We start from the raw sequence: 25,020 nt of genomic DNA, 5'->3' as shown, positions 1-25,020 counted from the left end.
ACCGGCGGGGGCGACCGCTTCCGCTGTCCCTTCGCCGGCCGCGCCTGGCACGGGCTGGAGCTATTGGGCCTGCGGGAAACTGGGAAGCCGCGTCAAGCGGCTTCCCAGCTCGATATCCAACAATCAGAAGCGCACGCGAGCACCGAGACGATAGCTTCTGCCGAAGGTGTCAAAGTACACCGGATTGGTGCCGTAGCCATTGCCACCCGGCGCCGGCGGCGCATCCTTGTCGAACAGGTTGGAGACGTTTGCGAACAGCTCGAACCCGTCGTCGGGGCCGCCACCGGTGCGGATTTTCACCGACGCGTTGAGGTTGATGTAGATCGCACTGTCGACGCTGTTGGTGTTTATGCTGTTGATGTCGGTCGTGCTGTAGCCCGGATCGCCCGGAGCGACGTAGGGCTGGCCAGTGGTTCCGTTCAGCAGGGCGAGCTTGCCGGAGCCGATGTAGCGGGCTTGGACCGTCCCAGTGAAGATATCGTCGGAATAGGTCAGGAACACGTTGCCCTGCCATTCCGGCGAGGTGTTGAAGTACCCGAAGGCCGAGGTCGGGCCGCTGATGCCGGCATTGTCACGGACGGGCGCGCCCGTGCCGTAGTCGATGATCAGGTCATAGAGGTACGACGCGATGCCTCGGGCACTCAACCGGCTGCTTCCCGACAGCGGCAGCGAGTAGCCGAGCTCGAAGTCGACGCCCCTGGTCTTGTAGCTGCCGAGGTTCTGGTAGTTCACGCCGACGGTGCTGATCGTCGTGAAGCCGCCGCCCGTCACGGGGCCCGTGCCGGTAAGCGCGTCGCAGAACGTTCCTTCGTTGTAGCAGGCGTTGACCACCGCTTGCGCCGAACCCAGGGTCGAGATCGGGCCGTCGAGGCCGATCTCGTACCAGTCGACCGAGGCATAGAAGCCTGAAAGCGCCTGCTGCCCGTTGAACACCGCGCCCAGCGTCCAGGTGTCGGCCTTTTCCACGCCGAGGTCGGTCGAGGCGCCGCCGAGCGTTGCCGTCACCGCCTGGGGCGCGTTGCCGGCCCAGGGGTTGGTGACCTGGCCGAAGAAACCGCCCGACACGATGCTTCTGGCGTAGAGCTCGTAGAAGCTCGGCGCGCGCACGTCGCGCGATCGCGTGGCGCGGATGCGCAGCCAGTCGTTGATTTCCCAAATGCCGCTGAGCTTCCAGGTGGTGAAATCGACCTCGCGGCTGGTGCCGCTCGTCGGGCTGGCATTCTCGTAATGCGACTGGCGGATCGCGCCGTCGAAAACCAGCGCCTGGACCAGCGGGAGGTCCTTGAGGATCGGCACGCCGAGCTCGAGGAATCCTTCCATGGCGTCGAGATTGCCCGAGAACTCCTCGCCGTAGGACAGCTCGAGCGTGCTATACCACGGGTGGTTGGCGAGATCGTGCGTGTTGACGAGCGATTCGTTGCGATACTCGGCGCCGACCGCGAGGCGGACCGGCCCGGCGCCCCAACCATCGAACAGGTCGCCGCGGACGTTGCCGGCAACGACGTGCTGCTCGTAGGTCTCGTCCTGCACCAGCGAGCGGTAGGCATAGCCAAACGCAGTCGGCGTGACGTTGTTCGCCCCGAACATGTTGATCGGCACGCAGCCCTGGCCCGCGAGCAGGCTCGTCGGGTTGGACAGGGTAACCCGGCAGATCGGATCGAACGCCACCGTGGCGGGATTGTCGATCGCATCGAGCGCATAGGCGAAGAACAGGTTCGACTTCAGGTTGTCGACTTGCTGGTGCACCCGGTTATTGCCGTAAGAGTAGTAGGCGTCCCACGTCCAGTTGTCGGTGATGTTGCCCTCGAGGCCGGTCGCAATCGTCCAGACCTCGACCTGGGTGTCGTTGGTCCTGGCCGGAAGCTCCTGGCCGTTGGTCGAGAACGCTCGCAGGAACGGCGGCAGGAAGCCGAGCAGGTCGGCGCTGGCCGGCGAGAGGTAGGCGTTGTCGGGCTGGATCGAATTGAAGAACAGCGAGGCGCCCGACTGGGTCTGCCGGTTGGTCGCATTGTTGCGATAGTACGAGCCCTCGATCCATCCGGTCAGAGAGTCGCTAAATTCGTACTTGGCGTGGACCAGCGCAGTGTACCGCTCGGATTCGGGCCGCAGACTGACATCCGCGAACTGATCCTGGGTCGCGTCCGCGCCGCCCTGCATCTGGCCGCGGCCGAACTGGAACGGATCGGCATATTGGCCGGGTACGAACGGGACAAGCGCCGTGCCCGCGGCGTTGAACTGCTGATTCAGGAACGGGAAGATGCCGTTGTTGGAGTTGTAGAAGCGCGAGTTGTCGCCGAGGATATAGTGCGGCTGGCCGTTCGTCAGGTAGTTCGCGTTGACGAACACGTTCGAGTTGTCGCTGCAGGTGGCCCGCGAGCTGTCGCAGCGGATTTCGTCGGCCTTGTTGTACTCGGCGCCGATCATTAGATGGCCGCGGCCACCGCCGAAGGTCAGCCCGTATGCAAAACCGGCGTGAAACTCATCGCCGTCGCCGCGATCGGTGATTCCGAAGTCGACTTGCCCTTTCAGGCCCTCGAGTTCGGTGTCCAAGATGATATTGACAACACCGGCGATGGCTTCGGAGCCATAGACGGCCGAGGCGCCGCCGGTGACCGTCTCAACGCTCTGGATGAGCACCGAGGGGACGGCGTTGAGGTCCACGGCGCCGGAATTTGTGGTCGGAACGTGACGCCTGGTGTTGACCATGGTCAGCGTCCGGGTGCCGAAGAAGGGATTGAGTCCGCGCAGGTTGGCTAGCGAGGTTCCGATGTTGAAGTTTCCGGCGCCGACATTCTGCGTGCCGGTGAACGCGGAGTTCTGCGGCAGTTCTTGAAGCACCTCGGAAGCGCTCGTCAGGGCCAGGTTGTTGATGTCTTCCTCGCTGAGAACCGTGACAGGTGTCGGCGCTTCCTGGCTGCGGCGGCCGAGCCGCGAGCCGGTGACGATGATTTCCTCCTCGTCCGCGTTGGTCACGCCCTGGGCAATCGCCGGGCTCGAGACTATGATGCCGATGAAAGCGCTTGCCGCGGCGCCGGCCAGAAGACCGCTCCGGCTGATTCGAGAAGGACTCGCAGGCATTTCAGAAACTCCCCCATTGGCCCCGTCATTGTGCACAGTGGCCAGCTTTTCGGTGAATCGGCGTTAGCTTCCGAACTTGAAATAGTCAACTTAATCTGCTTGGCATGTCAAGCTTGGCCGTGACCGGTATTCTGGCTATCTCAGGCAACAAGCCGGGTAGTCGGAAACGGGGCCGGGTTATCCTGCGCGAAGTTCCTAGGTGACTGAATGACCGAACAGAGTGGCGAAGTGCCAGGTCCGCCGTCGGACTCGCGAGTGCGGATCGAACGCAGGGATCTGTTGCTGATCCGCGTTTGGGAATTGCTTCGGATCGCGAGCGCCTGCGGAAAGCTCACGTACCAGCGCAAGTACGACCTGCCGGATCTCCATCGCAGCGTGATCGCGATGGTGGGGAACTATGGCGGAGCGACGTTTTCCGAACTCGTTGCCCTGATCGGCCGCGAGAAGGCCCAGATCAGCCATGCGATATCCGACCTCATCGAAGCGGGTATGCTCGAGCGGCCGAGGCTGCGCTCGCCGGTCGTCCTCACTACCGCCGGCAGCGACCTGTTCGAGCGCTTCATGGCCGTGGCCGAGAAATGGAATGCCGAGCTGACCGAAGGCGTGCCGCGGCTGCAGATCGCGGTGTTCCTGCGAACGCTGCAGAAGCTCACCGACCGCGCGGCCATGGTTCTCGCGCACGAGCAGGAGGCGGCTGTGGCAACGGTCGCCGAGCTGGGGGTCAAGGTGCCGGAAATGAGCACCTTCCCCGAGCGTCTTCGCCGGATCGGGCCGGACACGCCGATGTCCCTCCTTGTCGCGCCGCGGCTCATGACCCTGTTCGCCTACCTCGATCGCGGGGCCGGCCTCACTTATCGCCGCTTGCTGCGGTTCTCGATGTTCGAGACGATTATGATCTCGCACCTGGGAGACCGCGACGAAACACTCCTGACCGAGCTGATCGAGCTGACCGACCGGGACAAGGGCCAGGTGGGGCGCATGCTCAAGACGCTTGAAACCGCCGGCCTGGTCGAGCGCGCTCCGTCGTCGAGCCTGCGCCGCGTGGTCCTTCGGCTGACGGCCCGGGGCCGCGGCGTTTCGGCGCAGATGGTCGAAATTGCCCAGCTGCGCGACGCGTTGCTGATGGAGGGGATTTCGCACGCCGAGCAGGCATCGTTCACCTCGGTCCTCGATGTGCTGACGGTCAATGCCTCGCGCATGCTGCGCAAGCTGCGCGAGACTGACCTGCCGGCGGGCGCCGAGAAAGACGCCCTCGAGGCCTAGCTCACATCGGAGAGAAGCCGACCTTCCGCCCGGTCTTGGTGGTGAACGACAGGATGAAGCCGCCGTCCGCGCCGTTGCGCATCGGGGCGACCGTAATCGAGATCCTGTCGCCGGCCTGCATCATGCCGCGCCGGTAGCCCGCCCGGAAGAAGTTGCTGGCGCTGTGGCCCTCGAAGTCGACGTCGCGGGTGCCGCGGCCATCGGTGATCGTGAGCAGCATGTGCGTGTGCGGGTTCACCACCTCGACCCGCTTGACCACACCCTGCAGGGTCGTGGGCTTGGAGAAGTCAAACTGGGCGGCGGAGTGATGGGCGCTGGCTTGGACGGCGACCATCGTGGTGACGACCGCCACCAGGCCGAGAATACTCTTGTTCATAAGAATCTCCGGAATCACTCGTAGATGTCGATGACATCGCTCATTTTTGCGGTGACCGGCTCGCCGGCCTCGAGTTGCTTGCGCCGAGCCTCGAGCAGCCGCAGCCACGGTTCCTCGGTGCAGTTGTAGGCCATGATCCGGCCGTTCGGCATCGGCATCCACTTCTTCGTGAAGCTGACCGGCTGGTCGTAATAGACCGGGTCGATCAGGGTCATCTCGTACTCGAGGATCTTGCCGACCTTTTCGTCCGGGACGAGCGTGAACCGCTCGACGATGCTCGCCTGGTCGGTGTGCGGATAGGACATCTGGTCGGGGGCGTCGGTCATGTCGGTCGTCTGCACCACCAGCGTGTTGCCTTCCCAGTGACCCTCCGAATAGCCCTGGCGGACCGCGAAGCGCCCTTCCTCGTCGGTGGCCTTGCTCGGCATGTAGACCCGCCGGGTCTCGCTCTCGACTTCGTAGATCATCGTCAGCTGCTCGGGACGATGGATAAATTCGATGGGATAGCTGCCGGCCATCTGCATCATGGTTGGCATGCCGTAGGGCACACAGTGCGCGCCGGGATTGTCGCCGCCAAACGGCGAGTCACCTGCCATCGTGACTTTGAAGTACTCGTCGCGTCGACGCTTGCCTTCGGGTGTGAAGGGGACATCGGGCGTGGGGAATGCGAACGAAGGCGGCACGCTCGGATCGACGTACTGAACCCACACTCCGCTGAAGTCGCGCTCCGGGGTAAGGGCTTCGTCTTCGGTGCTGGCGTAAGCGAGAGATGAGAGCATCGCGACGCCTGCCGCAATGCCTAGATTTCGCAGGCGCATGTCTTCTCCACTCCGGGGTTTTGCGGAACGGCAGTTCTTGGCTGCCTTGGCTGCGTGATGTCGATTGAAGTTGCAAATGTCAACATATGAGGCTCGCGCTCATTCCCAAATTGTCGCAGAACCGCGGGATTTGTGACACATCCGGGGGTCCACATGGGAGGACATCGTCAATCTCGGGAGATCGGCCCTCCCGTTAGCGTGCGCAATGGAGGAAGCTTCCAGTGCACCGGCGGTCGCTTTCAGCGGCTCTCTCTCGCGAGGAAAACAACTCGATCCGTTAGGGGGGGCGGCGCTTGCCTCGCAGCGACAACCTTACGCCTTTAGCAGCGATAAAATAAATTGGGCGAGACGCGTGGTGGTCGGTGGGCCAAGGAAGGGCGAGGGGCTGAGCCTCGATCGCATTGTCGAAGAGTCATGGCGCCTGGTCGACCGTGACGGCATCGACGGCCTGTCCACGCGCAAGCTTGCCGCCGCACTCGTTGTGATGGGTCCGGCCCTTTACTGGCATGTCCGCAACAAGCGTCACCTGATGAGCCTGATGATCGAGCAGGCTCTGTTCGACACTATGTGGCCGGAGCCCAAGGCCGTTCGGTGGTGGGAGTGGCTGCAGTCGGTTGGTTGTCAGCAGCGCGCATCGCTCCTGTCGCACCGGGATATCGGCATGATCGCTTCGCGCACCGCGCCGACCGAGAAGCTGCGTGATGAGACCTTCAAGTCGTAGTCAGCACGCTCGTCGAGAGCGGTTTTTCCCGAGCCAAGGGCGCTGCGGCCTGGAGTGGCCTTGCGCGCATGGTCATCGGCACGGTGCTCTACGAGCAGAATGAGGACACCAGGGCCTTCGCGGAGACCTTCGCTCGGGCAGACCAATCGTTCAACTATTGCCTCGACGCCTACATCCTCGGGCTCCGGCAGAAGGCCGCGACGGCTTGATCAGCGTCGCGCGCGACGGCTCAGATGGCTCGTTGGCCTTTCCACGGGGAATTTTGCACACGATCGAGTCTTGCACGCATTATTTATCACTGATAGGGAACTAGCACTGATAAATTATAGCTGGGCGTGCAAAGCGCCGTGCCGAAGTCACTGGGAGAGAATTTATGTCGCGTCGCTTTTCGCGTTCCGTCCTCGCGTGTGGGACTGCGCTGGTGGTCGGTTCGGCGAGCGTTTTGCCGGCAACGGCCTGGGCGCAGGACGAGGCGTCCGCAGCCGCGGCACCCGACGCTGCGGAAGGCGAGATCGTCGTCACCGCCCAGTTCCGCGAGCAGAGGCTGCAGGACACGCCGATCGCGATCACCGCGATCACCGGCGAGACGCTGGCGGCTCGTGGCCAGACCAGCGTTGCCGACCTCGGCGCCAGCGCCCCGAACGTCAACCTGTCGGAAGCGTCGGGCATCCAGGGGAACGCAATCTCGGCCTTCATTCGCGGCATTGGCCAAGAGGCGGCAAGCTTCGCCCTCGAACCGGGCGTCGGGATCTACATCGACGACATCTATTACGGCACGACCTTCGGGGCGGTCATGGACCTGACCGACCTCCAGCGCGTGGAAATTCTCCGCGGCCCGCAGGGCACGCTGGCCGGCAAGAACTCGCTCGGCGGCGCGATCAAGCTGTTCTCGATGCGGCCCGACGACAACAGCGGAGGCTTCGTCGAGGCGACCTACGGCTCGTTCGACCGCATGGATGCACGGGCCAGCGCGAACTTCACGGTTGCCGAAGATCTCTTTGCCCGTTTTTCGGCGGTCGCAAACCACCGTGACGGCTATTTCAAGAATCTCGATTATGGCTGCGTCAACCCCGGTGGCGGGATCCCCGCAGACCACCCGTCAGACGACTGCGTGATCGGGAAGGAAGGTGGCAAGGATCTGCTCGCGCTGCGCGGCGCGCTACGCTACGCGCCGTCCGGCTCGCCCCTCGAGATCAACATCGTCGCCGACGTGTCGCGCGACGATTCAGGCGTGGTCCCGGCTAAGCTGGCGGCCGCGGCCAACCCGAGCGTGCGCAGCTATGTCGCCGCCGACCCATTCGCCGGCGTGCCGTTCGACAACCGCTTCCTGACGGGACCGAAGGACTACACGAACTATGCCGACGGCTCGGCGGCGGGCAACTACACCACGCTGTTCGGCTTCCCGTATCAGGTCGCCCCTGGCGTGTTTACCGATGAGCAGCAGAACAGCGCTAACGCATGGGGCGTCGCGGGCACAATTGAGTACGCGCTCTCCGATGCCCTTCAGCTGATCTCGATCACCGGCTATCGCGAGGCCGAGGGCGTAACCGTCGCCGACGTCGACGGCTCGCCGCTCAACATCATCAAGATCCGCATGGATCACAGCCATCGGCAGTTCACCCAAGAACTGCGCCTGACGGGCAGTGTGAACGACCTGGTCGACTACACTGTCGGCGGGTTCTTCTACGACGCGAACGACCGCGAGCAGTTCCGGGTTCAGATTCCGACCTTCCTGTATGACTTCCTCACCAACGATCCGGCGACCAACCGGAGCGTGGCAGGCTTCGCGCATGTCGAAGTTCATCCCATGCCCGACCTGACTCTGATTGGCGGGCTGCGCTACACCGACGACAAGAAGACCTATTCGTTCAGCCGCCACAATCCCGACGGAACGCCGGTTGGTACCATCGTGCCGCCGGGCAGCCCGCTGCCGCTCAACTTCCTGGTCATCGGCCTCGATGGCCTGTCCTCGACGTTCGCGGGCGATCGCCTCGACTACCGGGCCGGCGCCAACTATCGCTTCAGCGACGGCTTCATGGCCTATGCCCAGGTGTCGACCGGCTACAAGGGCGGCGGTGTCAACCCGCAGCCATTTGTGCCCGATCAGGTTGCGCCGTTCGATCCGGAAACCCTCACCACGTACGAGGTCGGCTTCAAGAGCGACTTCCTCGATCGCCGGGTGCGGCTCAACGCGGCGGTGTTCCGCAGCTACTACGACAATATCCAGCGGGTGGTGTATTTCTGCCCCGACAGCGCCAGCACGGCTTGCGGGCAAACCAAGAACGTTGCCGATGCGCGCTACACCGGCGTTGAGCTCGAGACCGTGTTGCGCCCTATCGACGGCCTGACCATCGAGGGCAGCCTGGCTTATCTCGATGCCGAGTATACCGACATCATCGACGTCAACAGCCTCGTCACCCTGGACATGCGTCCGCCGTTCGCGAGCGAGTGGCAGGCGTCGGCAAGCGTCCAGTACCAGATCGACCTCAACAGCTCGGGCACGATCACGCCGCGCGCCGACTGGAGTTACCTGTCGGACTTCTACTACCAGGCGGTGATCAGTCCCTACGCCCTGATCCCGGGCCGCAATCTGTTCAACGCCCGGATTACCTATGAGACCGAGGACGGCAACTGGTCGGTCAGCGCCTCGGCCACCAACCTGACGGACGAGTACTACTACACCGCCGCGGCCGACAATCTCGCCAGCCTCGGCAATGCGAGCGTCTTCGTCGGTCGTCCGCGTGAGTTTGCCCTGACCGTGACGCGCAGGTTCTGAGGCCGGGTGGGGGCTGTCCGTTACTCCCTTGTGGGCAGCCCCCTTATTCGGTCGGCGGCGTCGGGACCATCGGTTGTTTAATTGCGTGGCTTATGCAGATCCGGCGCAATTGGCCGGACAGACTTGGAGTTGGATATGAAGATTGCCCGTCTCGATGTGCCCCACTGCACGATTGGCGAGGGTCCGGTGTGGGACGTCGAGCAGCAGGCTCTCTACTGGATCGACCTCCTCGGCAGGAAAGTCCTTCGCTACGACTATGCCGATGGCGCGGTCATGACCTGGGATGTTCCCGAGACGATCGGATCAATGGCCATCTGCCGCGACGGGCAGTCGGCGCTCGTCGCCCTCGCGACCGGCGTGTACCGGCTGCACTTCAAGACCGGCGAATGCGTCCTCGAAGCGACTAGCCCGGATCTCAGCGAGCAGGTCCAGCTTGCCGACGGCAAAGTCGACCGCCGCGGGCGCTTCATCGTCGGGTCGAGCGACCGGAGCATGAAAGAGGCGCGGGGCAAAGTTTACGTGCTGGAGCCGGGAAGCGACGAGCTGAGGGCGATCGACGAGGGGATCATCCTTTCGAACGGACCGTGCTGGTCGCCGGACGATCGGACCTTCTACCACGCCGACAGCGTCAAGACGCAGATCTATGCCTACGACTACGATATCGAGACCGGCTCGGTGTCGAACAAGCGCGAATTCGCCAGCACCGCCGAGCTCGACGGAATCCCCGATGGAGCGACGGTTGACGCCGAGGGACACGTGTGGAGCGCGATCTGCGAAGGCCGCAAGTTGGTCCGCTTTCGGCCAGACGGCACAATCGAGCGCGTCGTCGAGTTTCCTTTAAAGCTCCCCGCCAGCGTGATGTTCGGCGGCCCCGATCTCGATCGCCTGTTCGTTCCCAGCTTGAGCCCCGCGTTCATGGGACGCGAGCCGGACCCGCAGGACGGCTGCACCTTCGTTATCGACGATCTCGGAGTCTCCGGCATCGCCGAGCCGAGGTTCGGCGCGTGACGGGCGCCGGCGGGCGTCGGCGTGCCGTCCGCCCCGGACGGCTACCGGCGGTGGCCACGGTAGCGGTCCTCTTCAGGGCGTGGCGCACCTGCTCACCTGTCGGGATGCAACGAAAGGATTGAGGCGATGTATGTAAAGAACGCTTGGTATGTTGCAGCATGGGGCAACGAGCTCGCCGACGATACGCCGATCGGGGTGAAGATCCTCGGCGAGCCTGTCGTCATTTATCGGTCCAGCGCGACGGGACAGGTCGTCGCACTCGAGGACCGTTGCGTGCACCGACTGGCTCCCTTGTCGCTTGGCCGCTGCGAAGGCGCGCGGCTGCGGTGCATGTATCATGGCCTGCTGTTCGATCCCGACGGCAAGGTCGCGGAGATACCCGGGCAAACCCAGATTCCCCCGCACGCCCGCGTGCGTGCCTATCCGGCGGTCGAGCGGGCAAGCTGGGTGTGGGTGTGGATGGGCGATGCCGAGAGGGCAGACCCGGACCTGATCCCCGAGGCCATCGGTCCGGAGCACCCCGACTTTATCATGGGTCACGGTCACCTGGACTATGACGCCGAAGCAAGCCTCATCAACGACAACCTGCTCGACTTCAGCCATCTGACGTTCGTTCACGCGAACAGCTTCCAAGCGGGCAACGATTTCGCGTCGGATCCGCCCAAGCTCGAAACGCTCGAGCGCGGGGTACGCTTCTCGCGCTGGATCACCGACGACCCCGGCCCAGTGGGCCGCAGGGGCGCGCAGAACTTCGACAACTACATGAGCTACGAATTCATGCTGCCGGGCATACTGCTCATGTGGAGCGGCAGCTTCGCGCTCGGCGCCGCCGAAGAGTTCGCGTTCGGCCCGCCCGATCGCAGCAAGGCGATCGCCGGCGTGACCTTTACCAGCCAGGCCGTCACGCCGACCGGTCCGGGCACCGCCCGCTATTTCTTCTGCTGGGGCCCGCACAGGGATCACGGCGACGAGGGTCTGCGCGACATCCTGATGGGCGTGGCCGACCAGGCATTCGGCGAGGACAAGCACATGATCGAGGCGCAGCAAAAGGTCATCAACGCGACCGACAAGCCGACGGTTATGCCGACCGGGCACGACCGCGGCATCACCATCTTCAACCGCATGGTTGAGCGGCTCGCCAAAGACAACCCGGTGGCCGCATGACCCCATCTGAGCGCGGGATGCTGACGGAGCTGCACGATATCAAGGAGATATCGCAGCTCCAAGCACGGTACTTGTACTACATGCAGTCGCACGAATACGACCGGGTGCTCGATCTGTTCGCGCTCGACGATCTCTCGGTATCGGTCGAGATTTCCAGTACCGGGGTCTACGTAGGCGCCGAGAAGATCCGCGCTTTGTTCCTTGAGCTGTTCAAGCCGCTGTTCACCTCGCCGGGATCCTTGCCGATCCACATGATGAGCACCGAGGTCGTCGAGGTGTCGGCCGACGGCGCGAGTGCGCTGGGCATGTGGCAGACGCTCGGGTGCAATGCCTTCCCCACGTCCGAAGGACTGGTGGCCACCTGGCAGCAGGGCAAGTACGACAACGCGTTCTCGAAAACCGGCGATCGCTGGCGCATCCTGCGCCTGCGCTGGCTGTGCAATTTCCGCACGCCGTTCCACGAGGGCTGGGTCCGGCAACCGATGTCGACGGTCGCGCCGCTCGATCTGAGCCACTTTCCCGAGCGCTGTCACCCGTCGCGGCCGAGCGAACCCTTCGAGGGGTACGATCCGGCGCAGCCCATGGATTTTGGACCCCTTCCACCCGAACGGGCCGGCTGACCGGCGACAGACAAGGGGCGCGCGCCCCAGGCGAGAGATCTCGATGCGCAACCAGGCCTGGATTATTCAATATGCCTCGACCGGCATTTACGCCCCCAACTGCCTCTCGCTCGAGGAGCGCGAGGTGCCGCCGCTCGGCGAGGGCGAAGTGCTGCTCCGGACCCACTTGCTGTCGCTCGATCCCACGAGCAGGAACTGGCTGAAGCTCGAACCGTCGTCGAACGTGTTCGGCCTCAAAGTCGGGTCGGTCATGATCGGTCAGGGGGTGTCCGAAGTGATCGAGAGCCGGTCCGACACGTTTACCGCCGGCGACTGGGTTACCGGCATGGCGGGTTGGCAGCGCTACTCGGTGGTCGCCGCCGAGCGCGTTCGTCTGGTGCAGCCTGAGGTACCGCTCGAGGCCAACCTGACGATATTTTCCCATATCGGGCTTGCCGCGGTCACGGGCCTGCTCGAAGTGGGCAAATTGACGCCTGAAGACACCGTGGTGGTGTCGGGCGCGGCCGGGGCGACCGGCGCGCTTGCCGTCCAGATTGCTGTGGCCCACGGCGCGACCGTCCTCGGCATTGCCGGTGGCGCGGACAAGTGTCGTCTCGTTGAGGGGTTCGGCGCGAAGGCCTGCATCGACTATCGCAGGAGCGACGTCGAAGCCGAGCTTCGGCGACTGTGCCCGGAGGGGGCGACCTTGTTCTTCGACAACGTCGGGGGGCAGATTCTGGACGCGGTCCTGATGAATTTGGCGCTGCGCGCGCGGGTCGCGGTCTGCGGGCAGATTGCGCTCTATAACTCGAACGACCGCAGCGACGGACAAGGGGTCAGGAACCTCATGGAGCTCGTCTTTCGCCGCGTTCGTATGGAGGGCTTCATCGCCGGCGAGCCGCACGAGCGTATTCCTGAATACTTCGGGGAACTGACGCGCCTATACCTAGCCGGCAAGTTGGCGAGCCGTCCGCAGATCATCAAGGGTCTCGAGAACGCGCCCGCAGCGGTCGAACTGCTGTTCTCGGGAGCGAACTCTGGCAAGTTGATCATCGAGGTCGACTAGGACCCGTGATGAAGTGAGACCACGCCAGGGAGCCGGCGCTCGCCCGCTATGCCCGTGGAGCTGCCCGATGCGCGATCGCCGGTCGTTCCCCGGCTAGCTGCGGACCGGTCTGACGAGCTTCTTGGCGTCAGGCTTGACCGTTCGGATCGAATGAAGGGTAAGGTTGGCGCGCTCCGGCGAGCCGAGAGCGCGCTCCAGAGCATTTATTCCTTGGGGCGTTGCTGTTATCGATCCGGCCAACGCCGGTCAGTGGGGATGATGTGGCTGCAGGAAGACCGAAGAAGAGCGACTTTAACCTGACCGTCGACAAGATTGTCGAAGAGGCGTGGTTGCTGGTCGATCGAGAGGGAATTGCGCGACTTTCGACAAGGAACCTGGCCGCCGCGCTCGATGTGAAGAGCCCGGCGCTGTACTGGCACGTCCGCAACAAGCGCCAGCTCATGGGCCTGATGATCGAACGGGCGCTGTTCGGGAGCCTGGCCAAGGTCCCCCAGGATCTTCCGTGGTGGGAATGGTTGCGCGAAGTTGCCCGCCGGCAGCGCAGAACGCTTCTGTCGCATCGCGACAGCGGCTTGATCGCCTCGCAATCATCGCCGACCGAGAAGCTGCGCGACGAGTTTTTCGAGGGCGTCGTCAATCGCCTGACTGCCGAAGGGTTCTCTCGCAACGATGCGGCAGCTGCCTGGGGCGGCTTCGCGAGGATGGTGCTGGGGACTGTGATCTACGAGCAGAACGAGGACACCAGGGCATTCGCCGATGCGTTCGGCGATACCGAGGATTCCTTCGAGTATTGCCTTGACGCGTATATTCTCGGCCTGCGCGAGAAGGCCGCGTCTCCAACCTGATCCGCCAGCGTCCGCCCCGCGGTAGCAGCTCCCGAGGCGGGGTGGGCGCGCCTGGCTGGGCGCATTGGTCTCAACGGTCACGCCGGAGCCCGTCGGAATCCGTCCACTGTCGACAGGACTGACGCCGCGACGGCGGGTGGAGATGCCGGAGCGACAACGCGAGCCAAGCCAGATTGACTCGACGCGACTCATTCCTTATCACCGATAAATAATGTGAGACGGGGTGGCCGTGGGCCCTTCTGTCTACACGAGGATGGAGAGGCGGATGCTCCGCTTGCGCGAAGGGTGCTTCGCAGCTGGGCATGACGGCTTCGCCTGGTCGGACGTGCCAGGCGATCTGTAGGCCTACTCCTGATCTGAAAGGGTTTGGGATGGCTGAATCACAAGTTCCCGGTGTTCCTGCGGCCTTGAGGCGCTTTGCTGGCGTTGTCGGTGCTGCGAACGTGTTCTTCAGCGACGACGAACGCGCCATCTACGCCGACAGCTTCGCGTGGGACCCCGAACGGCACCTGCCCGGGGGCGCCGTTTGCCCATCGACCGTCGAGGAGGTCCAGGCGATCGTTCGGATCGCCAATGAGGAGAAGGCTCCGCTGTGGCCGATCAGCCGCGGAAAGAACCTGGGCTATGGCGGCACTGCGCCGGTCATGGCCGGCTCGATCGTTCTCGACCTCTCTCGCATGAAGAAGATCGAGGTCGACCAGGTAAACGGCACCGTGCTGCTCGAGCCGGGGGTCGGGTTTTTCGACCTCTACGATTACTTGCAGTCCAACAAGATTCCGCTGTGGCTGTCCGTGCCCGGCAACAGCTGGGGCTCGGTTGCCGGCAACGCGCTCGATCGCGGCGTCGGCTATACCACATACGGCGACCATGCCTCACGGATCTGCGGCCTCGAGGTGGTCCTCGCCGATGGCAGCCTCGTGCGGACCGGTACCGGCGGCATCTCCAACTCTGCCACCTGGCAGCTCTACAAGCCGGGCTACGGACCGTCGTGGGACACGATGTTCACGCAGTCGAACTTCGGCGTGGTCACCAAGCTCGGGCTGTGGCTGATGCCCGAGCCCGAAGGCATGGCGGGCTTCGATATCGAGGCGGAAGGCGAGGGCGACCTGGTGTGGCTGGTCGATACCCTGGCGAAACTTCGCCGCGACAACGTCATCCAGCAGACACCGAGCATCGGCAACTGGCTGCGTGCTGCCGCGCCCCTGACGACGCGCGCGGACTGGGGTGAGCCCGGCAAGCCGCTCGGGGCAAGCGCGATCGATGCCATCCGCAAGCGCTTCAACATCGGCTGGTGGTCAGTCTCGACGCGATACTATGGCCCGGTCGAGATTGTAGACGCCACCCAGAAGGTCGTCGAACGCGCGTTTGCCGGGACCGGCGCCCGCCTGACGCCGTCGCGTTGGGTCAAGGGCCAGGCGCCCGAAGGATCGCCTTGGACCGGCGTGCCGGTCACGTTCCCGCTGGCTAACGCGAACTGGTTCGGGGGCCGCGGCGGTCACATCGGTTTCTCGCCGGTCATGCCCCCAAGCGGCGCTTTGGCGATGCGCGAGACGCAGAAGGCCAAAGCGCTCTTCGACGAGATGGGGTTCGACTACCACCCGAGCTTCGCGATGGGCGAGCGGCACATGACCAACGTCAACCAGATCCTGTTCAACAAGGACGATGCGCAGATGACTGCCAAGGTCGATCTGCTGCTGCGCAAGCTCGTCTCCGAGGCCGCGAAGCAGGGCTTCACCGAGTATCGCGCCCACATCGAATACATGGACCTAGTGGCTTCGACATTCGATTATAACGACCAGGCCCTTCGGCGCCTGAACGAGCGGGTCAAGGATGCGCTCGATCCCAACGGCATCATCGCGCCGGGCAAGAGCGGCATCCGGTCGGCGGCGCAAAGGGGGGTGCAGGCATGACCATGGTATCGCGCCCCGCGCTGGTGCTCGCCCTGGGCACGCTGCTCGCGGTCTCGGCGGCTTGCTCGGCAAGTTCGCAGGACGAGCCGCAGGCCCAGTCCGCGGCCGCTTCGCGCGGTCTGATGCAGGACCGCAGCTTCTCGTCACCCGACGAGGCGCTCTACGTCGAGAAGTGTTCGATGTGCCATCGCGAGATGGGCATGGGCACCGTGCTGCTGCAGCGGCGCGGCGACGACCAGTCGCCGGTGCTCGAGGACCGTGCCTTGCCGGCCGAGTATGTCGCCACGGTCGTACGCAAGGGCATGGGCAACATGCCCGCGCTCCCGCCGGGCGAGGTCTCGGACGAGCAGCTGGCCCGCATCAGTGAGTATCTTGCGAAAGGGCGCGGCAAGTGATCGACCACTTACCCCGGCGCACGTTTATCGGCCTGGTCGGGGTCGCGGCGGGGTCGGCGGTCTCGCTCACGCCCGCGTCGGCATTGACCCGCCGGGCGTCGCTCGTCGGCCTCGATGGCCGGCTGTCCGAAGCTGAGCGGACGCTCCTTGGCCGGCGTGCCCGGAACCCCGATGTTGACCTGCCGGTCGAGATCGTCAGGGCCTGGCGGGCGGAGTTGCGCGAGCGGGTCGCCGGCGGCCGGTCGATCGAAGCTTACACCCGCTGGGACCTGGCGCTGGTCCTCGAGGGCCTGGCTCGGGACGAGGGATTTTCGGTCGAGCAACAGCGGGTTGGGGAATCCGTGTTCAGGACGAGGATCGCAAGGGCGGGCTGAATCCCGCCGAGCGGGAGCCGCAGGGTCACAACCGCAGCGCCGCGGGTGCTGCACTTCGGTCTCGGGTGACAGGTCCGGCCATGTGGCCGGCTGGCCGAGGAACGGAAGTTCGGTCGCACCGGGTGTCGTGCAGCGCCGCATCCGGGGCGCGGCGGGACCGCGGCACGAACGCTGATAGCGTGATGTGTTGGATGTGCATTCGCTTGGTTGCTGCAGGGCGCCGGGCCAGTTCGAAAGGTTGACAATGGAAAATGCATTCAAGCTGCTGATCGGTGGCCAGCTCGTGAATGGTGCGGGCTCGATCGATGTGATCAATCCAGCGACCGGCCGTCCGTTCGCGGTTTGCCCCAAGGCCGACAAGGCGCAGCTCGACGCGGCAGTCGCCGCAGCCCGGGCAGCGTTCCCGGCATGGTCGGCGTTGCCGGCCGTAGCGCGTGCCGACAAGCTCGAGGAGCTCGCCGCCGCTCTCGAAAGCCGGGCGCCAGAGTTCGCCAGCCTGCTGACCACCGAGCAGGGCAAGCCGCTCGACCAGGCCATGGGCGAGATCTTTGGCTGCGTGTTCATCCTGCGCGCGTTTCGCGACAGCCGGCTGTCACCGACTGTGCTGCGCGACGAAGGCGGAAACCGGGTCATCGAGCACCGCACGCCGCTCGGCGTATGCGCCGCAATCACGCCGTGGAACTTCCCGCTGATCCTGCTGATGAACAAGCTCGGACCCGCGCTGACTACCGGTAACACCATGGTCGTAAAGCCCGCGCCGACCACACCGCTGACCACCTTGCTGTTCGGTGAGATTTGCGCGGCCATCCTGCCGCCAGGTGTCGTGAACATCATCTGCGACGAGAATGATCTCGGCGCCGACCTGACCAGCCATCCGGGGATCGACAAGATCGCCTTCACCGGATCGACCGCGACGGGCAAGAAGGTCATGGCTTCGGCCGCGGCAATGGTGAAGCGCGTGACGCTCGAGCTCGGCGGCAACGACGCGGCGATCGTCCTCGACGACGTCGATCCCAAGCTGGCGGCGAGAAAGGTCTACGACGGCGCGATGGCCAATGCTGGCCAGATCTGCGTTGCCGTCAAGCGGGCCTACGTCCCCGCGTCGATGTACGACGCGTTCTGCGACGAGATCGCCGAGCTGGCCGGCCAGGCTATCGTTGACGACGGGGCGAAGCAGGGCACGACGATCGGGCCTGTGCAGAACCGGATGCAGTTTGACCGCGTCAACGCCTTGCTTGCCGATGCCCGCGAACGCGGGACCGTGATCGCCGGCGGTACCCCGCTCGATCGCGAAGGTTACTTCATCCCGCCGACGATCGTGCGCGACCTTGCCGACGATGCGCCGCTGGTGCGCGAGGAGCAGTTCGGTCCGGTCCTTCCGGTCCTGAGCTACGATACCGTCGACGAAGTCATCGCCCGGGCGAACGATTCCGAATTCGGCCTCGGCGGTACGGTCTGGGGCCACGACCTCGAGCGCGCGCTCGAGGTCGCGCAGCGGATCGACACCGGCACGGTGTGGGTCAACCAGCACCTGGCGATCGACCCGACCATTCCGTTCCGGGGTGCCAAGCAATCGGGCCTCGGGGCCGAGCTCGGGGAAGCCGGGCTGAATGAATACACTCAGGCCCACATCGTCAACGCGGTCGAGCTCGCCTGATCGGGCGCCGGCTGCGAACGGACACAAGAGCAAGAGATGAACTCCCGGGCGGCCCCGGCTTTGCAGGCCAGGTAGCGGCTCGGACTTGTCAAGTTCGACTCTGCAAGGAGTTTTCAGTCAGTCGTCGGACACGAGCGGGCCGGACTCAGTGTACTTTCGTCCCTCCGAAACAAATCATCGTCGCGACAGCAAAAGCAGCCCGGTTCGGTTGCACCTATTGCGGCGCAAAGGATCAAAGGAACTTACTCATGAAGACCCGTGCCGCCGTTGCCTTCGCCCCCAAGCAGCCGCTCGAGATCGTGGAACTCGATCTCGAGGGGCCGAATGCGGGCGAGGTGCTCGTCGAGATCATGGCGACCGGCATCTGCCATACCGACGCCTACACGCTCGACGGGCTCGACAGCGAAGGCATCTTTCCCTCGGTGCTCGGCCACGAGGGCGCGGGCGTGGTGCGCGAAGTCGGGCCGGGGGTGACCAGCGTCAAGCCGGGCGACCACGTGATCCCGCTCTACACGCCCGAATGCCGCCAGTGTAAGTCGTGCCTGTCGGGCAAGACCAACCTGTGCACCGCGATCCGCGCGACGCAGGGCAAGGGACAGATGCCTGATGGCACAAGCCGCTTCTCCTACAAGGGGGAGACGATCTTCCACTACATGGGCTGTTCGACGTTCTCGAACTTCACCGTGCTGCCGGAAATCGCCGTGGCGAAGATCCGCGAGGACGCGCCGTTCAAGACCAGCTGCTACATCGGCTGCGGCGTCACCACGGGCGTGGGGGCGGTGACCAACACCGCCAAGGTGCAGGTCGGCGACAACGTGGTGGTGTTCGGGCTCGGTGGGATCGGCCTCAACGTCATCCAGGGCGCGAAACTCGCAGGCGCGAACAGGATCATCGGCGTCGACATCAATCCCGCGCGCGAAGAGTGGGGCCGCAGGTTCGGCATGACGGATTTCGTCAACACGACGGGGATGAATCGCGACACAATCGTCGCCAGGATCGTCGAGATGACCGACGGAGGGGCCGACTACACCTTCGACTGCACCGGCAACACCGAAGTCATGCGCACCGCGCTCGAAGCCTGTCATCGCGGCTGGGGCACCTCGATCATTATCGGCGTGGCCGAAGCGGGCAAGGAGATCGCCACCCGGCCTTTCCAGCTTGTGACCGGCCGCAACTGGCGCGGGACGGCGTTCGGCGGAGCCAAGGGGCGGACCGATGTGCCCAAGATCGTCGACTGGTACATGGACGGGAAGATCGAGATCGATCCGATGATTACCCACGTCCTGACGCTCGAAGAGATCAACAAGGGCTTCGACCTGATGCACGCTGGCGAATCCATCCGCAGCGTCGTGGTGTTCTGATGGGCCAGGTTCATGTCACGACCCGCGGGGGCGAGAAGTATCATCTCGAAATCCGCAAGGGCATCAGCCTGATGGAAACGATTCGCGATGCCGGGATAGACGAGGTCCTCGCACTGTGTGGGGGGTGTGCATCCTGCGCCACCTGCCACGTCTTTGTCGATCCGGCCTTTGCTGATCGCTTGCCGCCGATCAACGAGGATGAAGACGTTCTCCTCGATAGCTCTGACCATCGCGCAAAAGCCTCGCGGCTCTCGTGCCAGATCCCGATGAATGAAGAGCTCGATGGTCTGACGGTCAGAATTGCTCCGGACGACTAACTGATGAGCGCCGCTGACATCGTCATCGTCGGGACCGGTCACGGCGGAGCCCAGGCAGCGATCGCGCTGCGCCAGCAGGGCTTTGCGGGTTCGATCCTGATGATCGGCCGCGACAGCGAGCCGCCGTACGAGCGGCCGCCGCTGTCGAAGGAATACCTGTCGGGCGAGAAGCCGTTCGAGCGCATGCTGATCCGCCCGCCGGCGTTCTGGGCCGAGCGTTGGGTCGAGCTGATGCTGCAGACCAACGTCAGCAAGATCGACCCGGCGGCGAAAGAGCTGACCGTGACCGGTGGCAAGACCGTGACGTACGGCACGCTGGTCTGGGCGGCGGGCGGCGATGCCCGGCGGCTGTCGTGCCCCGGCGCGCAACTGCCGGGCGTGCATACCGTGCGCGACATGGCCGACGCCGACCGGCTCGGCGCCGAGCTTGAGGCCGGCGCCAGGCGGGCCGTGGTCGTTGGCGGCGGGTACATCGGCCTCGAAGCGGCGGCGGTGCTGCGCAAGCTCGGCTGCGACGTGGTGGTGGTCGAGATGCTCGATCGCCTGCTGGCGCGCGTGGCGGGCGAGGACCTGTCGCGCTTCTACGAAACCGAGCACGAGGCGCACGGCGTCACGGTGCTGCTGCAGGCCGAGGTCGAGGCGATCGAGGGCGAGGAGCGCGTCACCGGCGTGCGGCTGGCGAGCGGCGAGATCATCGAGTGCGACCTCGTCGTCGCCGGGATCGGCATCGTGCCCTCCATCGGCCCGCTGATCGCGGCGGGCGCGGCCGGGGCCAACGGGGTCGACGTCGATCCGATGTGCCGCACCAGCCTGCCCGACGTTTACGCGATCGGCGACTGCGCGGCGCACGCCAACGCCTATGCCGGCGGGGCGGTGATCCGGCTCGAGAGCGTGCAGAACGCCAACGACATGGCCAGCACCGCCGCGCGCGCGATCTGCGGCGATCCGCAGCCTTACGAGGCGGTGCCGTGGTTCTGGTCCAACCAGTACGACCTGCGCCTGCAGACCGTTGGCCTCAGCCTGGGCCATGACGCCACCGTGCTGCGCGGCAACCCGGAGGAACGCAGCTTCTCGGTGCTCTACCTGAAGGGCGGGCAAGTCATCGCGCTCGACTGTGTCAACCGAACGAAGGATTACGCTCAAGGCCGCAAGCTGGTGGAGGCGAAGGCCGCGATAGCACCTGCGATGCTCGCGAACACGGCCGTCCCCCTCAAGGAGATGGCTGCGAGACCTGAGTCTTGATCACCCAGGTCAGCATCATCGATCGGAACTTCGGTGTCAGCCGCCACTTTGCCCGGTTGCTCGCCTGGCAGTGGCACACGCGACGATACAAATGGCATCGCAAACATGAACAGGTTTCTCTCCCGTGGACGGATGATGCCATATCGTCCACTCACCTTGACCCCAGTCCAAAAGACTTGGGTCATTTTTCAGTTGGGAAATGCCAGCAATGATCGTGCGCGATGTGCCGGGAAAGATGGAACTCCTCTTTGCGGTGCGCGGCTCGATTGTGCCCGTCATCGCCCCTCGCGTTGCGTTTCTAATGGCCGTCTCGGCTGCAATGGTTGCACTCCATCGATACTTCGGACTGTTTCCGGAAGTCGACGCCTTTGGCTTCACGACCTTCGGTATCGCGCTCTCACTGTTCCTCGGGTTCCGCAACAACGCGGCGTATGATCGATGGTGGGAAGCGAGGAAGTTATGGGGAGGGTTGCTCGCAGACGTCCGCAGCCTCGCCCGCGAAGCTGAAGTGTTCGTGCGCGATCGCGATCTCAAACATGCACTACTGGAGGTCGCCTTAGCGTTCCTGCATCTGCATCGTCAGAACCTGCGCGGCATTCCTGCTGACTTAGAGGATCGCACTAGCAAGGATGCCCTCGTCAATGCACCGCATCCGCCGTGTGCCGCACTCGATAGGATGGCCGAGATCATCCTCTCGGGTTGTGCTGATCAAACAATCGACGGATTTGGAGCACGAGCCTTGAGCGAGAGGCTGGCATCGATGTCCCAGCAGCAAGCGGGATGCGAGCGCATTGCGACAACTCCACTCCCCTACGTGTACTCGCTGCTCATTTATCGAACGACCTACCTCTATTGCCTGCTACTTCCGTTAGCGTTGGTAGGGCCTGCTGGCTGGATGACGCCCGTCTTTGTCGGCATCGTGGCATACATGTTTCTCGGACTTGCCGAGGTCAGTGAGGAGCTGAGCCATCCATTCGGCATCACTCCGAACGCGCTGCCACTGGACGCGATTTGCCGCACAGCTGAGATCAGCCTGGCCCCTCACTTAGGCAAGCCTGCGCCAGAACTCCTGACTGCAAAGAACTTCTTTCTCAGCTGACTTTCGTTGCCCAATTCAGGCGGCAGCCTTCTTGCGCCGTCCGCCGCGTTGGCCGGGCTTGCGACCAAGGCCGATTTCCATAGCCAGCACGCACCGCTTCTCTTCGTATTCCGGCGCGACCATCGGATAATCCGCAGGCAGACCCCACCGCGCGCGATACTCTGCCGGCGTAAGGCCATGATCGGTCATCAGGTGGCGCTTGAGCATCTTCATCTTCTTGCCGTCTTCCAAGCAGAGGATGTGGTCCGACTTGACCGACGAACGCACCAACACCGCCGGCTCCAGCTTCACTTCCGATGCGGGGGCCGTGCCGAGACCGGCGAGCGCTCCATAAACGTTCTCAATCAATGTGGTGACTTCTTCCACCGACACACTGTTGTTGCTGACGTGCGCGGCAACGATGTCTGCGGCGAACGTAATAAGGGTGGCCCTCGCCGACACATACGCGCTCGTGACTTTGGCGTTTGTTGTGAGCAGTGCGGGCGGCGCGTTTGGGATGCCGGCGGCAGCGTCGGGCATATCGCTGGCCAATTCACGCGAAATGCAAGGTTCCGTCACGGGCATGACGTCGGCCGCTCAAAGTTCGGGACTGCTGATCGCTCCAGTTGCTGCCATGCTGATATACACGCATAACCCGGCGGCTACATTCGTTGCGATAGCGGCCGTCGTCGCGTTAGCCTTGATCGTGTTGCTGCCACGGGTGTCTCGCTGTTTGGGTGGCTGCTTTAGAGCACCAACCTAAACCTCCTGACCGGCGCAGAAGGGCGCATAGCTGCCCGCACGCTGAAGGTTCAAACCTCGGACAGGGGCGGAACAAGATCTCCGCCACGTGGATATGCCGAAGTGGCCCATACGGTAGTGACGCCCGGAGGTTATGGGCGTTGAGAACAATGACGTAGAAATGGAATCATAGATCGCTTGCCAGAGCGCTCTTCCCACGAATTCACCACGGCCGTTGTTTCAGCCGCACGATATTCCGAACCCTCCTCTCCAGCGTCCGCTCCGTCAAAACCCACCGCCAGTTGGCCATCTGATGTTTCACGAACTGGCTGAAGCTGTCGACCTGGTCGTCGTGTTTTCCCTGCGGGAATGCCTTCAGCTCGAACCTGAATGCATCGAGCCAAGCCGCCTCTCTGGGCAGCAGGAAATGGCCCGCCTCGACCTCTCCCAGGCAGCCATTGAAGCGCTCCTCCTTGCTCGCGACGGACCTAATCATGATTGGTCTGAAGTCGCCCGTACTGCGGAGGTCCTGATAGAGGGCGTACCCGCTACCAGCCTCCTCCATGATCAACTTGTCTGCTCTGTATCTCCGACGCAGATCGACAACCGCGCGCTTGAGGTCGGGATAATCCAGGCGCTTGCGGAAGACGTCGAGCAGGTACCACTTGTGGCTCTCGAGCTCGAACCCCCAAGTCGTGCACACGGACCAGTCGCTCGTCGGTTGGGCGGTCATGCCAGTATCCCAGCTCTGAACGACCTTGATGAACCGGTGGCGGGGAGGGGCCTCGTCGTAGGTCCCGAACCACTCCATGCGGATCATGTTGCCATCGGCGGTGACAGGTTCCTGCTGGTACTGGGCTGAGAATACCACGGGCCCCAAGTCGCGCCTCAGCTGATCAAGCGTTTCCTTGGACTCGCGCGACGGATTGAGAAGGTCACCTACCCGCCGGTGGTGCGTGCGGCCCGCGCCGACGTCGACCTCCTCCTCCGTCTCGGCAATGGCCGGCAGATTGAGATGCCGGTATCCCTTATCGAACATGTAGGCCGACAAGTCGTCTTCATGGAGCCGCTGCTGGATAGAGATGATCCGGCCGGTCGCCTTGTCGTTGAGCCGGCTCAGCAGCGTGTTGTCGAACCAATTGCGCAGATCTTGGCGCACTGTCGGGCTCTTCGCCTCATCGGCCTTCATGCAGTCGTCGACAATGATGATGTCGGCGCCAAAGCCGGTGATCGAACCGCCCACCGACACCGCCTTGCGGACACCACCGGCAGTAGTCTCGAGCTCCAGCGCGCGGTTGCCGCGATCGCTGATGCGCGTTCCCGGAAAGTCCCGGCGGTACCATTCGCTTTCCATGATCTTGCGGGTCTGGTTGGAGTGGTGGCGCGCGAGGTCCTGGCTGTAGCTCGCGACCATGATCTTCGCCTTGGGATTGTGACCCAGTTCCCATGCAACAAAAGCCACCGAGACCGCGACCGACTTGAGATGCCGGGGCGGCACGGTCACAACGAGCCGCCGTTCTTCGCCCGAATGGACCTGCGCCACGGCATGGCAGATCGCCTTCAGATACCAGGCGAGCTCAAGCACGGGATCACCCGGGTGAAGGGTCTCGAATGCTTTTATAAGGAACAAATGGAAATGTTGGCGGCGAGCTGCTGCCAGAGTGTTCGGTTTGAGCTTCATCGCGTTTGCTCCTGCTCGCCAATCAGCAGCTGCCGCAGCTCCTCGAGGGTCGCGATGTCGGTGGCCGTCAGGTCCTCGTCTCGGTCACAGTGTTCGGCGTCGTGCTTCTGATCGGGAACCGCATTGGCATAGAGCTTGAGCAGCTCGGCGAGGGCGCGTGGGTTGCCCTTCATGGCCTGCTCGACCGTCTTTTGAAGGACGGCCTCGATGCGGCTGATCTTCTTTTCTCCTTTAGCGGTGCGAACGGCGACCTTCTGCGTCAGCGTATCGCGGACAAGCAAGTTGAGCCCTTTTGCCGCCTTCGGCCGACCCTTGGGGTTGCCCGACTGGCCGGCCTTGAACTGAGAGTGCTTGGGCGGTTTGCCGTACCCGACGGTGTAGTCGGGCTCCGTGGCCGGCGGGTCAATCACGCTTTCAGCTGGAGGGATGCGATCGGGTTGCGGAACGGGACGGGTGCGCTTGCGGACGGGGGGCAGGGACGTACTCTGGGCAGCCGCTTTCTTCGCAGCGATGGAAACGATGGCCATGGGAATTCTCCTGGATCTGGATG

General features: G+C 63.9%; 23 protein-coding genes. 17 read left to right on the top strand and 6 right to left on the bottom strand.

Annotated features, from left to right (window positions below):
• Window positions 1–123: 123 nt before the first annotated feature.
• Window positions 124–3,078 carry a TonB-dependent receptor plug domain-containing protein gene (locus tag ACWPMZ_RS10730; RefSeq protein WP_455703997.1) on the bottom strand — a complete coding sequence of 985 codons (2,955 nt, stop codon included), beginning with the start codon at window positions 3,076–3,078 and terminating at the stop codon, window positions 124–126.
• A 207-nt stretch (window positions 3,079–3,285) separates the two neighbouring features.
• Here ACWPMZ_RS10730 and ACWPMZ_RS10725 point away from each other — a divergent pair, with 207 nt between their 5' ends.
• Entirely contained in the window at window positions 3,286–4,341 is a 1,056-nt protein-coding gene (locus tag ACWPMZ_RS10725; protein WP_455703996.1) for a MarR family winged helix-turn-helix transcriptional regulator, read from the top strand.
• Between the two features lies 1 nt (window position 4,342).
• On the opposite strand, the gene ACWPMZ_RS10720 is transcribed toward ACWPMZ_RS10725, so the two are convergent.
• On the bottom strand, window positions 4,343–4,717 hold the full coding sequence (locus ACWPMZ_RS10720; protein ID WP_455703995.1) for a DUF6152 family protein: 375 nt from the start codon (window positions 4,715–4,717) through the stop codon (window positions 4,343–4,345).
• Window positions 4,718–4,731: 14 nt separating this feature from the next.
• Window positions 4,732–5,535: a hypothetical protein gene (locus tag ACWPMZ_RS10715; protein WP_455703994.1), complete on the bottom strand. Its 804-nt coding sequence runs from the start codon at window positions 5,533–5,535 to the stop codon at window positions 4,732–4,734.
• Window positions 5,536–5,740: 205 nt separating this feature from the next.
• Here ACWPMZ_RS10715 and ACWPMZ_RS10710 point away from each other — a divergent pair, with 205 nt between their 5' ends.
• From ACWPMZ_RS10710 to ACWPMZ_RS10635, 16 genes are all read left to right on the top strand, one after another.
• Window positions 5,741–6,256, top strand: coding sequence for a TetR family transcriptional regulator (locus ACWPMZ_RS10710; RefSeq protein ID WP_455703993.1), 516 nt, complete (start codon window positions 5,741–5,743; stop codon window positions 6,254–6,256).
• A 68-nt stretch (window positions 6,257–6,324) separates the two neighbouring features.
• Window positions 6,325–6,465 carry a hypothetical protein gene (locus tag ACWPMZ_RS10705; protein WP_455703992.1) on the top strand — a complete coding sequence of 47 codons (141 nt, stop codon included), beginning with the start codon at window positions 6,325–6,327 and terminating at the stop codon, window positions 6,463–6,465.
• Window positions 6,466–6,629: 164 nt separating this feature from the next.
• Window positions 6,630–9,032 carry a TonB-dependent receptor gene (locus tag ACWPMZ_RS10700; RefSeq protein WP_455703991.1) on the top strand — a complete coding sequence of 801 codons (2,403 nt, stop codon included), beginning with the start codon at window positions 6,630–6,632 and terminating at the stop codon, window positions 9,030–9,032.
• Between the two features lie 135 nt (window positions 9,033–9,167).
• Window positions 9,168–10,040, top strand: a complete 873-nt coding sequence (locus ACWPMZ_RS10695) for an SMP-30/gluconolactonase/LRE family protein (RefSeq protein WP_455703990.1) — start codon at window positions 9,168–9,170, stop codon at window positions 10,038–10,040.
• Between the two features lie 126 nt (window positions 10,041–10,166).
• On the top strand, window positions 10,167–11,204 hold the full coding sequence (locus tag ACWPMZ_RS10690) for a Rieske 2Fe-2S domain-containing protein (RefSeq protein WP_455703989.1): 1,038 nt from the start codon (window positions 10,167–10,169) through the stop codon (window positions 11,202–11,204).
• Entirely contained in the window at window positions 11,201–11,824 is a 624-nt protein-coding gene (locus ACWPMZ_RS10685) for a nuclear transport factor 2 family protein (protein ID WP_455703988.1), read from the top strand. Before ACWPMZ_RS10690 ends, ACWPMZ_RS10685 begins: the two co-directional genes overlap by 4 nt.
• A 43-nt stretch (window positions 11,825–11,867) precedes the next feature.
• Entirely contained in the window at window positions 11,868–12,869 is a 1,002-nt protein-coding gene (locus ACWPMZ_RS10680; RefSeq protein ID WP_455703987.1) for a zinc-binding dehydrogenase, read from the top strand.
• Between the two features lie 260 nt (window positions 12,870–13,129).
• Complete coding sequence (locus ACWPMZ_RS10675; RefSeq protein WP_455703986.1) at window positions 13,130–13,714, top strand: TetR/AcrR family transcriptional regulator C-terminal domain-containing protein; 585 nt, start codon at window positions 13,130–13,132, stop codon at window positions 13,712–13,714.
• A gap of 371 nt (window positions 13,715–14,085) precedes the next feature.
• Complete coding sequence (locus ACWPMZ_RS10670; protein WP_455703985.1) at window positions 14,086–15,624, top strand: FAD-binding oxidoreductase; 1,539 nt, start codon at window positions 14,086–14,088, stop codon at window positions 15,622–15,624.
• A complete protein-coding gene (locus ACWPMZ_RS10665; RefSeq protein ID WP_455703984.1) occupies window positions 15,621–16,019 on the top strand; it encodes a c-type cytochrome in 399 nt (132 codons plus the stop codon). The genes ACWPMZ_RS10670 and ACWPMZ_RS10665 overlap by 4 nt, the downstream gene beginning before the upstream one ends.
• The gene (locus ACWPMZ_RS10660) at window positions 16,016–16,393 is read left to right on the top strand and encodes a hypothetical protein (protein WP_455703983.1); all 378 of its coding nucleotides are present in this window, start codon (window positions 16,016–16,018) and stop codon (window positions 16,391–16,393) included. Before ACWPMZ_RS10665 ends, ACWPMZ_RS10660 begins: the two co-directional genes overlap by 4 nt.
• A 244-nt stretch (window positions 16,394–16,637) precedes the next feature.
• Window positions 16,638–18,050 carry an aldehyde dehydrogenase family protein gene (locus ACWPMZ_RS10655; protein ID WP_455703982.1) on the top strand — a complete coding sequence of 471 codons (1,413 nt, stop codon included), beginning with the start codon at window positions 16,638–16,640 and terminating at the stop codon, window positions 18,048–18,050.
• Window positions 18,051–18,298: 248 nt separating this feature from the next.
• Complete coding sequence (locus tag ACWPMZ_RS10650) at window positions 18,299–19,411, top strand: S-(hydroxymethyl)glutathione dehydrogenase/class III alcohol dehydrogenase (RefSeq protein ID WP_455703981.1); 1,113 nt, start codon at window positions 18,299–18,301, stop codon at window positions 19,409–19,411.
• Entirely contained in the window at window positions 19,411–19,728 is a 318-nt protein-coding gene (locus ACWPMZ_RS10645; RefSeq protein WP_455703980.1) for a 2Fe-2S iron-sulfur cluster-binding protein, read from the top strand. The genes ACWPMZ_RS10650 and ACWPMZ_RS10645 overlap by 1 nt, the downstream gene beginning before the upstream one ends.
• Before the next feature lie 3 nt (window positions 19,729–19,731).
• The gene (locus ACWPMZ_RS10640) at window positions 19,732–20,970 is read left to right on the top strand and encodes an NAD(P)/FAD-dependent oxidoreductase (RefSeq protein WP_455703979.1); all 1,239 of its coding nucleotides are present in this window, start codon (window positions 19,732–19,734) and stop codon (window positions 20,968–20,970) included.
• Window positions 20,971–21,178: 208 nt separating this feature from the next.
• Entirely contained in the window at window positions 21,179–22,069 is an 891-nt protein-coding gene (locus ACWPMZ_RS10635) for a bestrophin family protein (RefSeq protein ID WP_455703978.1), read from the top strand.
• A 15-nt stretch (window positions 22,070–22,084) separates the two neighbouring features.
• Here ACWPMZ_RS10635 and ACWPMZ_RS10630 read toward each other — a convergent pair whose 3' ends face one another.
• The 3 genes from ACWPMZ_RS10630 to ACWPMZ_RS10620 all read right to left on the bottom strand — a co-directional run bounded on the left by ACWPMZ_RS10630 (window position 22,085) and on the right by ACWPMZ_RS10620 (window position 24,997).
• Window positions 22,085–22,588, bottom strand: a complete 504-nt coding sequence (locus ACWPMZ_RS10630; RefSeq protein WP_455703977.1) for a MucR family transcriptional regulator — start codon at window positions 22,586–22,588, stop codon at window positions 22,085–22,087.
• 424 nt (window positions 22,589–23,012) lie between these two features.
• Window positions 23,013–24,470 (bottom strand): phage terminase large subunit, encoded by a 1,458-nt coding sequence (gene terL, locus ACWPMZ_RS10625; protein ID WP_455703976.1) that lies wholly within the window; start codon window positions 24,468–24,470, stop codon window positions 23,013–23,015.
• On the bottom strand, window positions 24,467–24,997 hold the full coding sequence (locus ACWPMZ_RS10620; RefSeq protein ID WP_455703975.1) for a DUF5681 domain-containing protein: 531 nt from the start codon (window positions 24,995–24,997) through the stop codon (window positions 24,467–24,469). The genes terL and ACWPMZ_RS10620 overlap by 4 nt, the downstream gene beginning before the upstream one ends.
• Window positions 24,998–25,020: the final 23 nt, after the last annotated feature.

It is taken from the genome of Tsuneonella sp. HG222, from assembly GCF_053819185.1.
This window is presented reverse-complemented; position numbering and strand designations above follow the sequence as displayed.

Bases quoted from the DNA above. Each gene is read 5' to 3' on its own strand.
- ACWPMZ_RS10730 (WP_455703997.1), bottom strand. From the start codon at position 3,078: ATGCCTGCGAGTCCTTCTCGAATCAGCCGGAGCGGTCTTCTGGCCGGC.
- ACWPMZ_RS10725 (WP_455703996.1), top strand. From the start codon at position 3,286: ATGACCGAACAGAGTGGCGAAGTGCCAGGTCCGCCGTCGGACTCGCGA.
- ACWPMZ_RS10720 (WP_455703995.1), bottom strand. From the start codon at position 4,717: ATGAACAAGAGTATTCTCGGCCTGGTGGCGGTCGTCACCACGATGGTC.
- ACWPMZ_RS10715 (WP_455703994.1), bottom strand. From the start codon at position 5,535: ATGCGCCTGCGAAATCTAGGCATTGCGGCAGGCGTCGCGATGCTCTCA.
- ACWPMZ_RS10710 (WP_455703993.1), top strand. From the start codon at position 5,741: ATGGAGGAAGCTTCCAGTGCACCGGCGGTCGCTTTCAGCGGCTCTCTC.
- ACWPMZ_RS10705 (WP_455703992.1), top strand. From the start codon at position 6,325: ATGGTCATCGGCACGGTGCTCTACGAGCAGAATGAGGACACCAGGGCC.
- ACWPMZ_RS10700 (WP_455703991.1), top strand. From the start codon at position 6,630: ATGTCGCGTCGCTTTTCGCGTTCCGTCCTCGCGTGTGGGACTGCGCTG.
- ACWPMZ_RS10695 (WP_455703990.1), top strand. From the start codon at position 9,168: ATGAAGATTGCCCGTCTCGATGTGCCCCACTGCACGATTGGCGAGGGT.
- ACWPMZ_RS10690 (WP_455703989.1), top strand. From the start codon at position 10,167: ATGTATGTAAAGAACGCTTGGTATGTTGCAGCATGGGGCAACGAGCTC.
- ACWPMZ_RS10685 (WP_455703988.1), top strand. From the start codon at position 11,201: ATGACCCCATCTGAGCGCGGGATGCTGACGGAGCTGCACGATATCAAG.
- ACWPMZ_RS10680 (WP_455703987.1), top strand. From the start codon at position 11,868: ATGCGCAACCAGGCCTGGATTATTCAATATGCCTCGACCGGCATTTAC.
- ACWPMZ_RS10670 (WP_455703985.1), top strand. From the start codon at position 14,086: ATGGCTGAATCACAAGTTCCCGGTGTTCCTGCGGCCTTGAGGCGCTTT.
- ACWPMZ_RS10665 (WP_455703984.1), top strand. From the start codon at position 15,621: ATGACCATGGTATCGCGCCCCGCGCTGGTGCTCGCCCTGGGCACGCTG.
- ACWPMZ_RS10655 (WP_455703982.1), top strand. From the start codon at position 16,638: ATGGAAAATGCATTCAAGCTGCTGATCGGTGGCCAGCTCGTGAATGGT.
- ACWPMZ_RS10650 (WP_455703981.1), top strand. From the start codon at position 18,299: ATGAAGACCCGTGCCGCCGTTGCCTTCGCCCCCAAGCAGCCGCTCGAG.
- ACWPMZ_RS10645 (WP_455703980.1), top strand. From the start codon at position 19,411: ATGGGCCAGGTTCATGTCACGACCCGCGGGGGCGAGAAGTATCATCTC.
- ACWPMZ_RS10640 (WP_455703979.1), top strand. From the start codon at position 19,732: ATGAGCGCCGCTGACATCGTCATCGTCGGGACCGGTCACGGCGGAGCC.
- ACWPMZ_RS10635 (WP_455703978.1), top strand. From the start codon at position 21,179: ATGATCGTGCGCGATGTGCCGGGAAAGATGGAACTCCTCTTTGCGGTG.
- ACWPMZ_RS10630 (WP_455703977.1), bottom strand. From the start codon at position 22,588: ATGCCCGACGCTGCCGCCGGCATCCCAAACGCGCCGCCCGCACTGCTC.
- terL (WP_455703976.1), bottom strand. From the start codon at position 24,470: ATGAAGCTCAAACCGAACACTCTGGCAGCAGCTCGCCGCCAACATTTC.
- ACWPMZ_RS10620 (WP_455703975.1), bottom strand. From the start codon at position 24,997: ATGGCCATCGTTTCCATCGCTGCGAAGAAAGCGGCTGCCCAGAGTACG.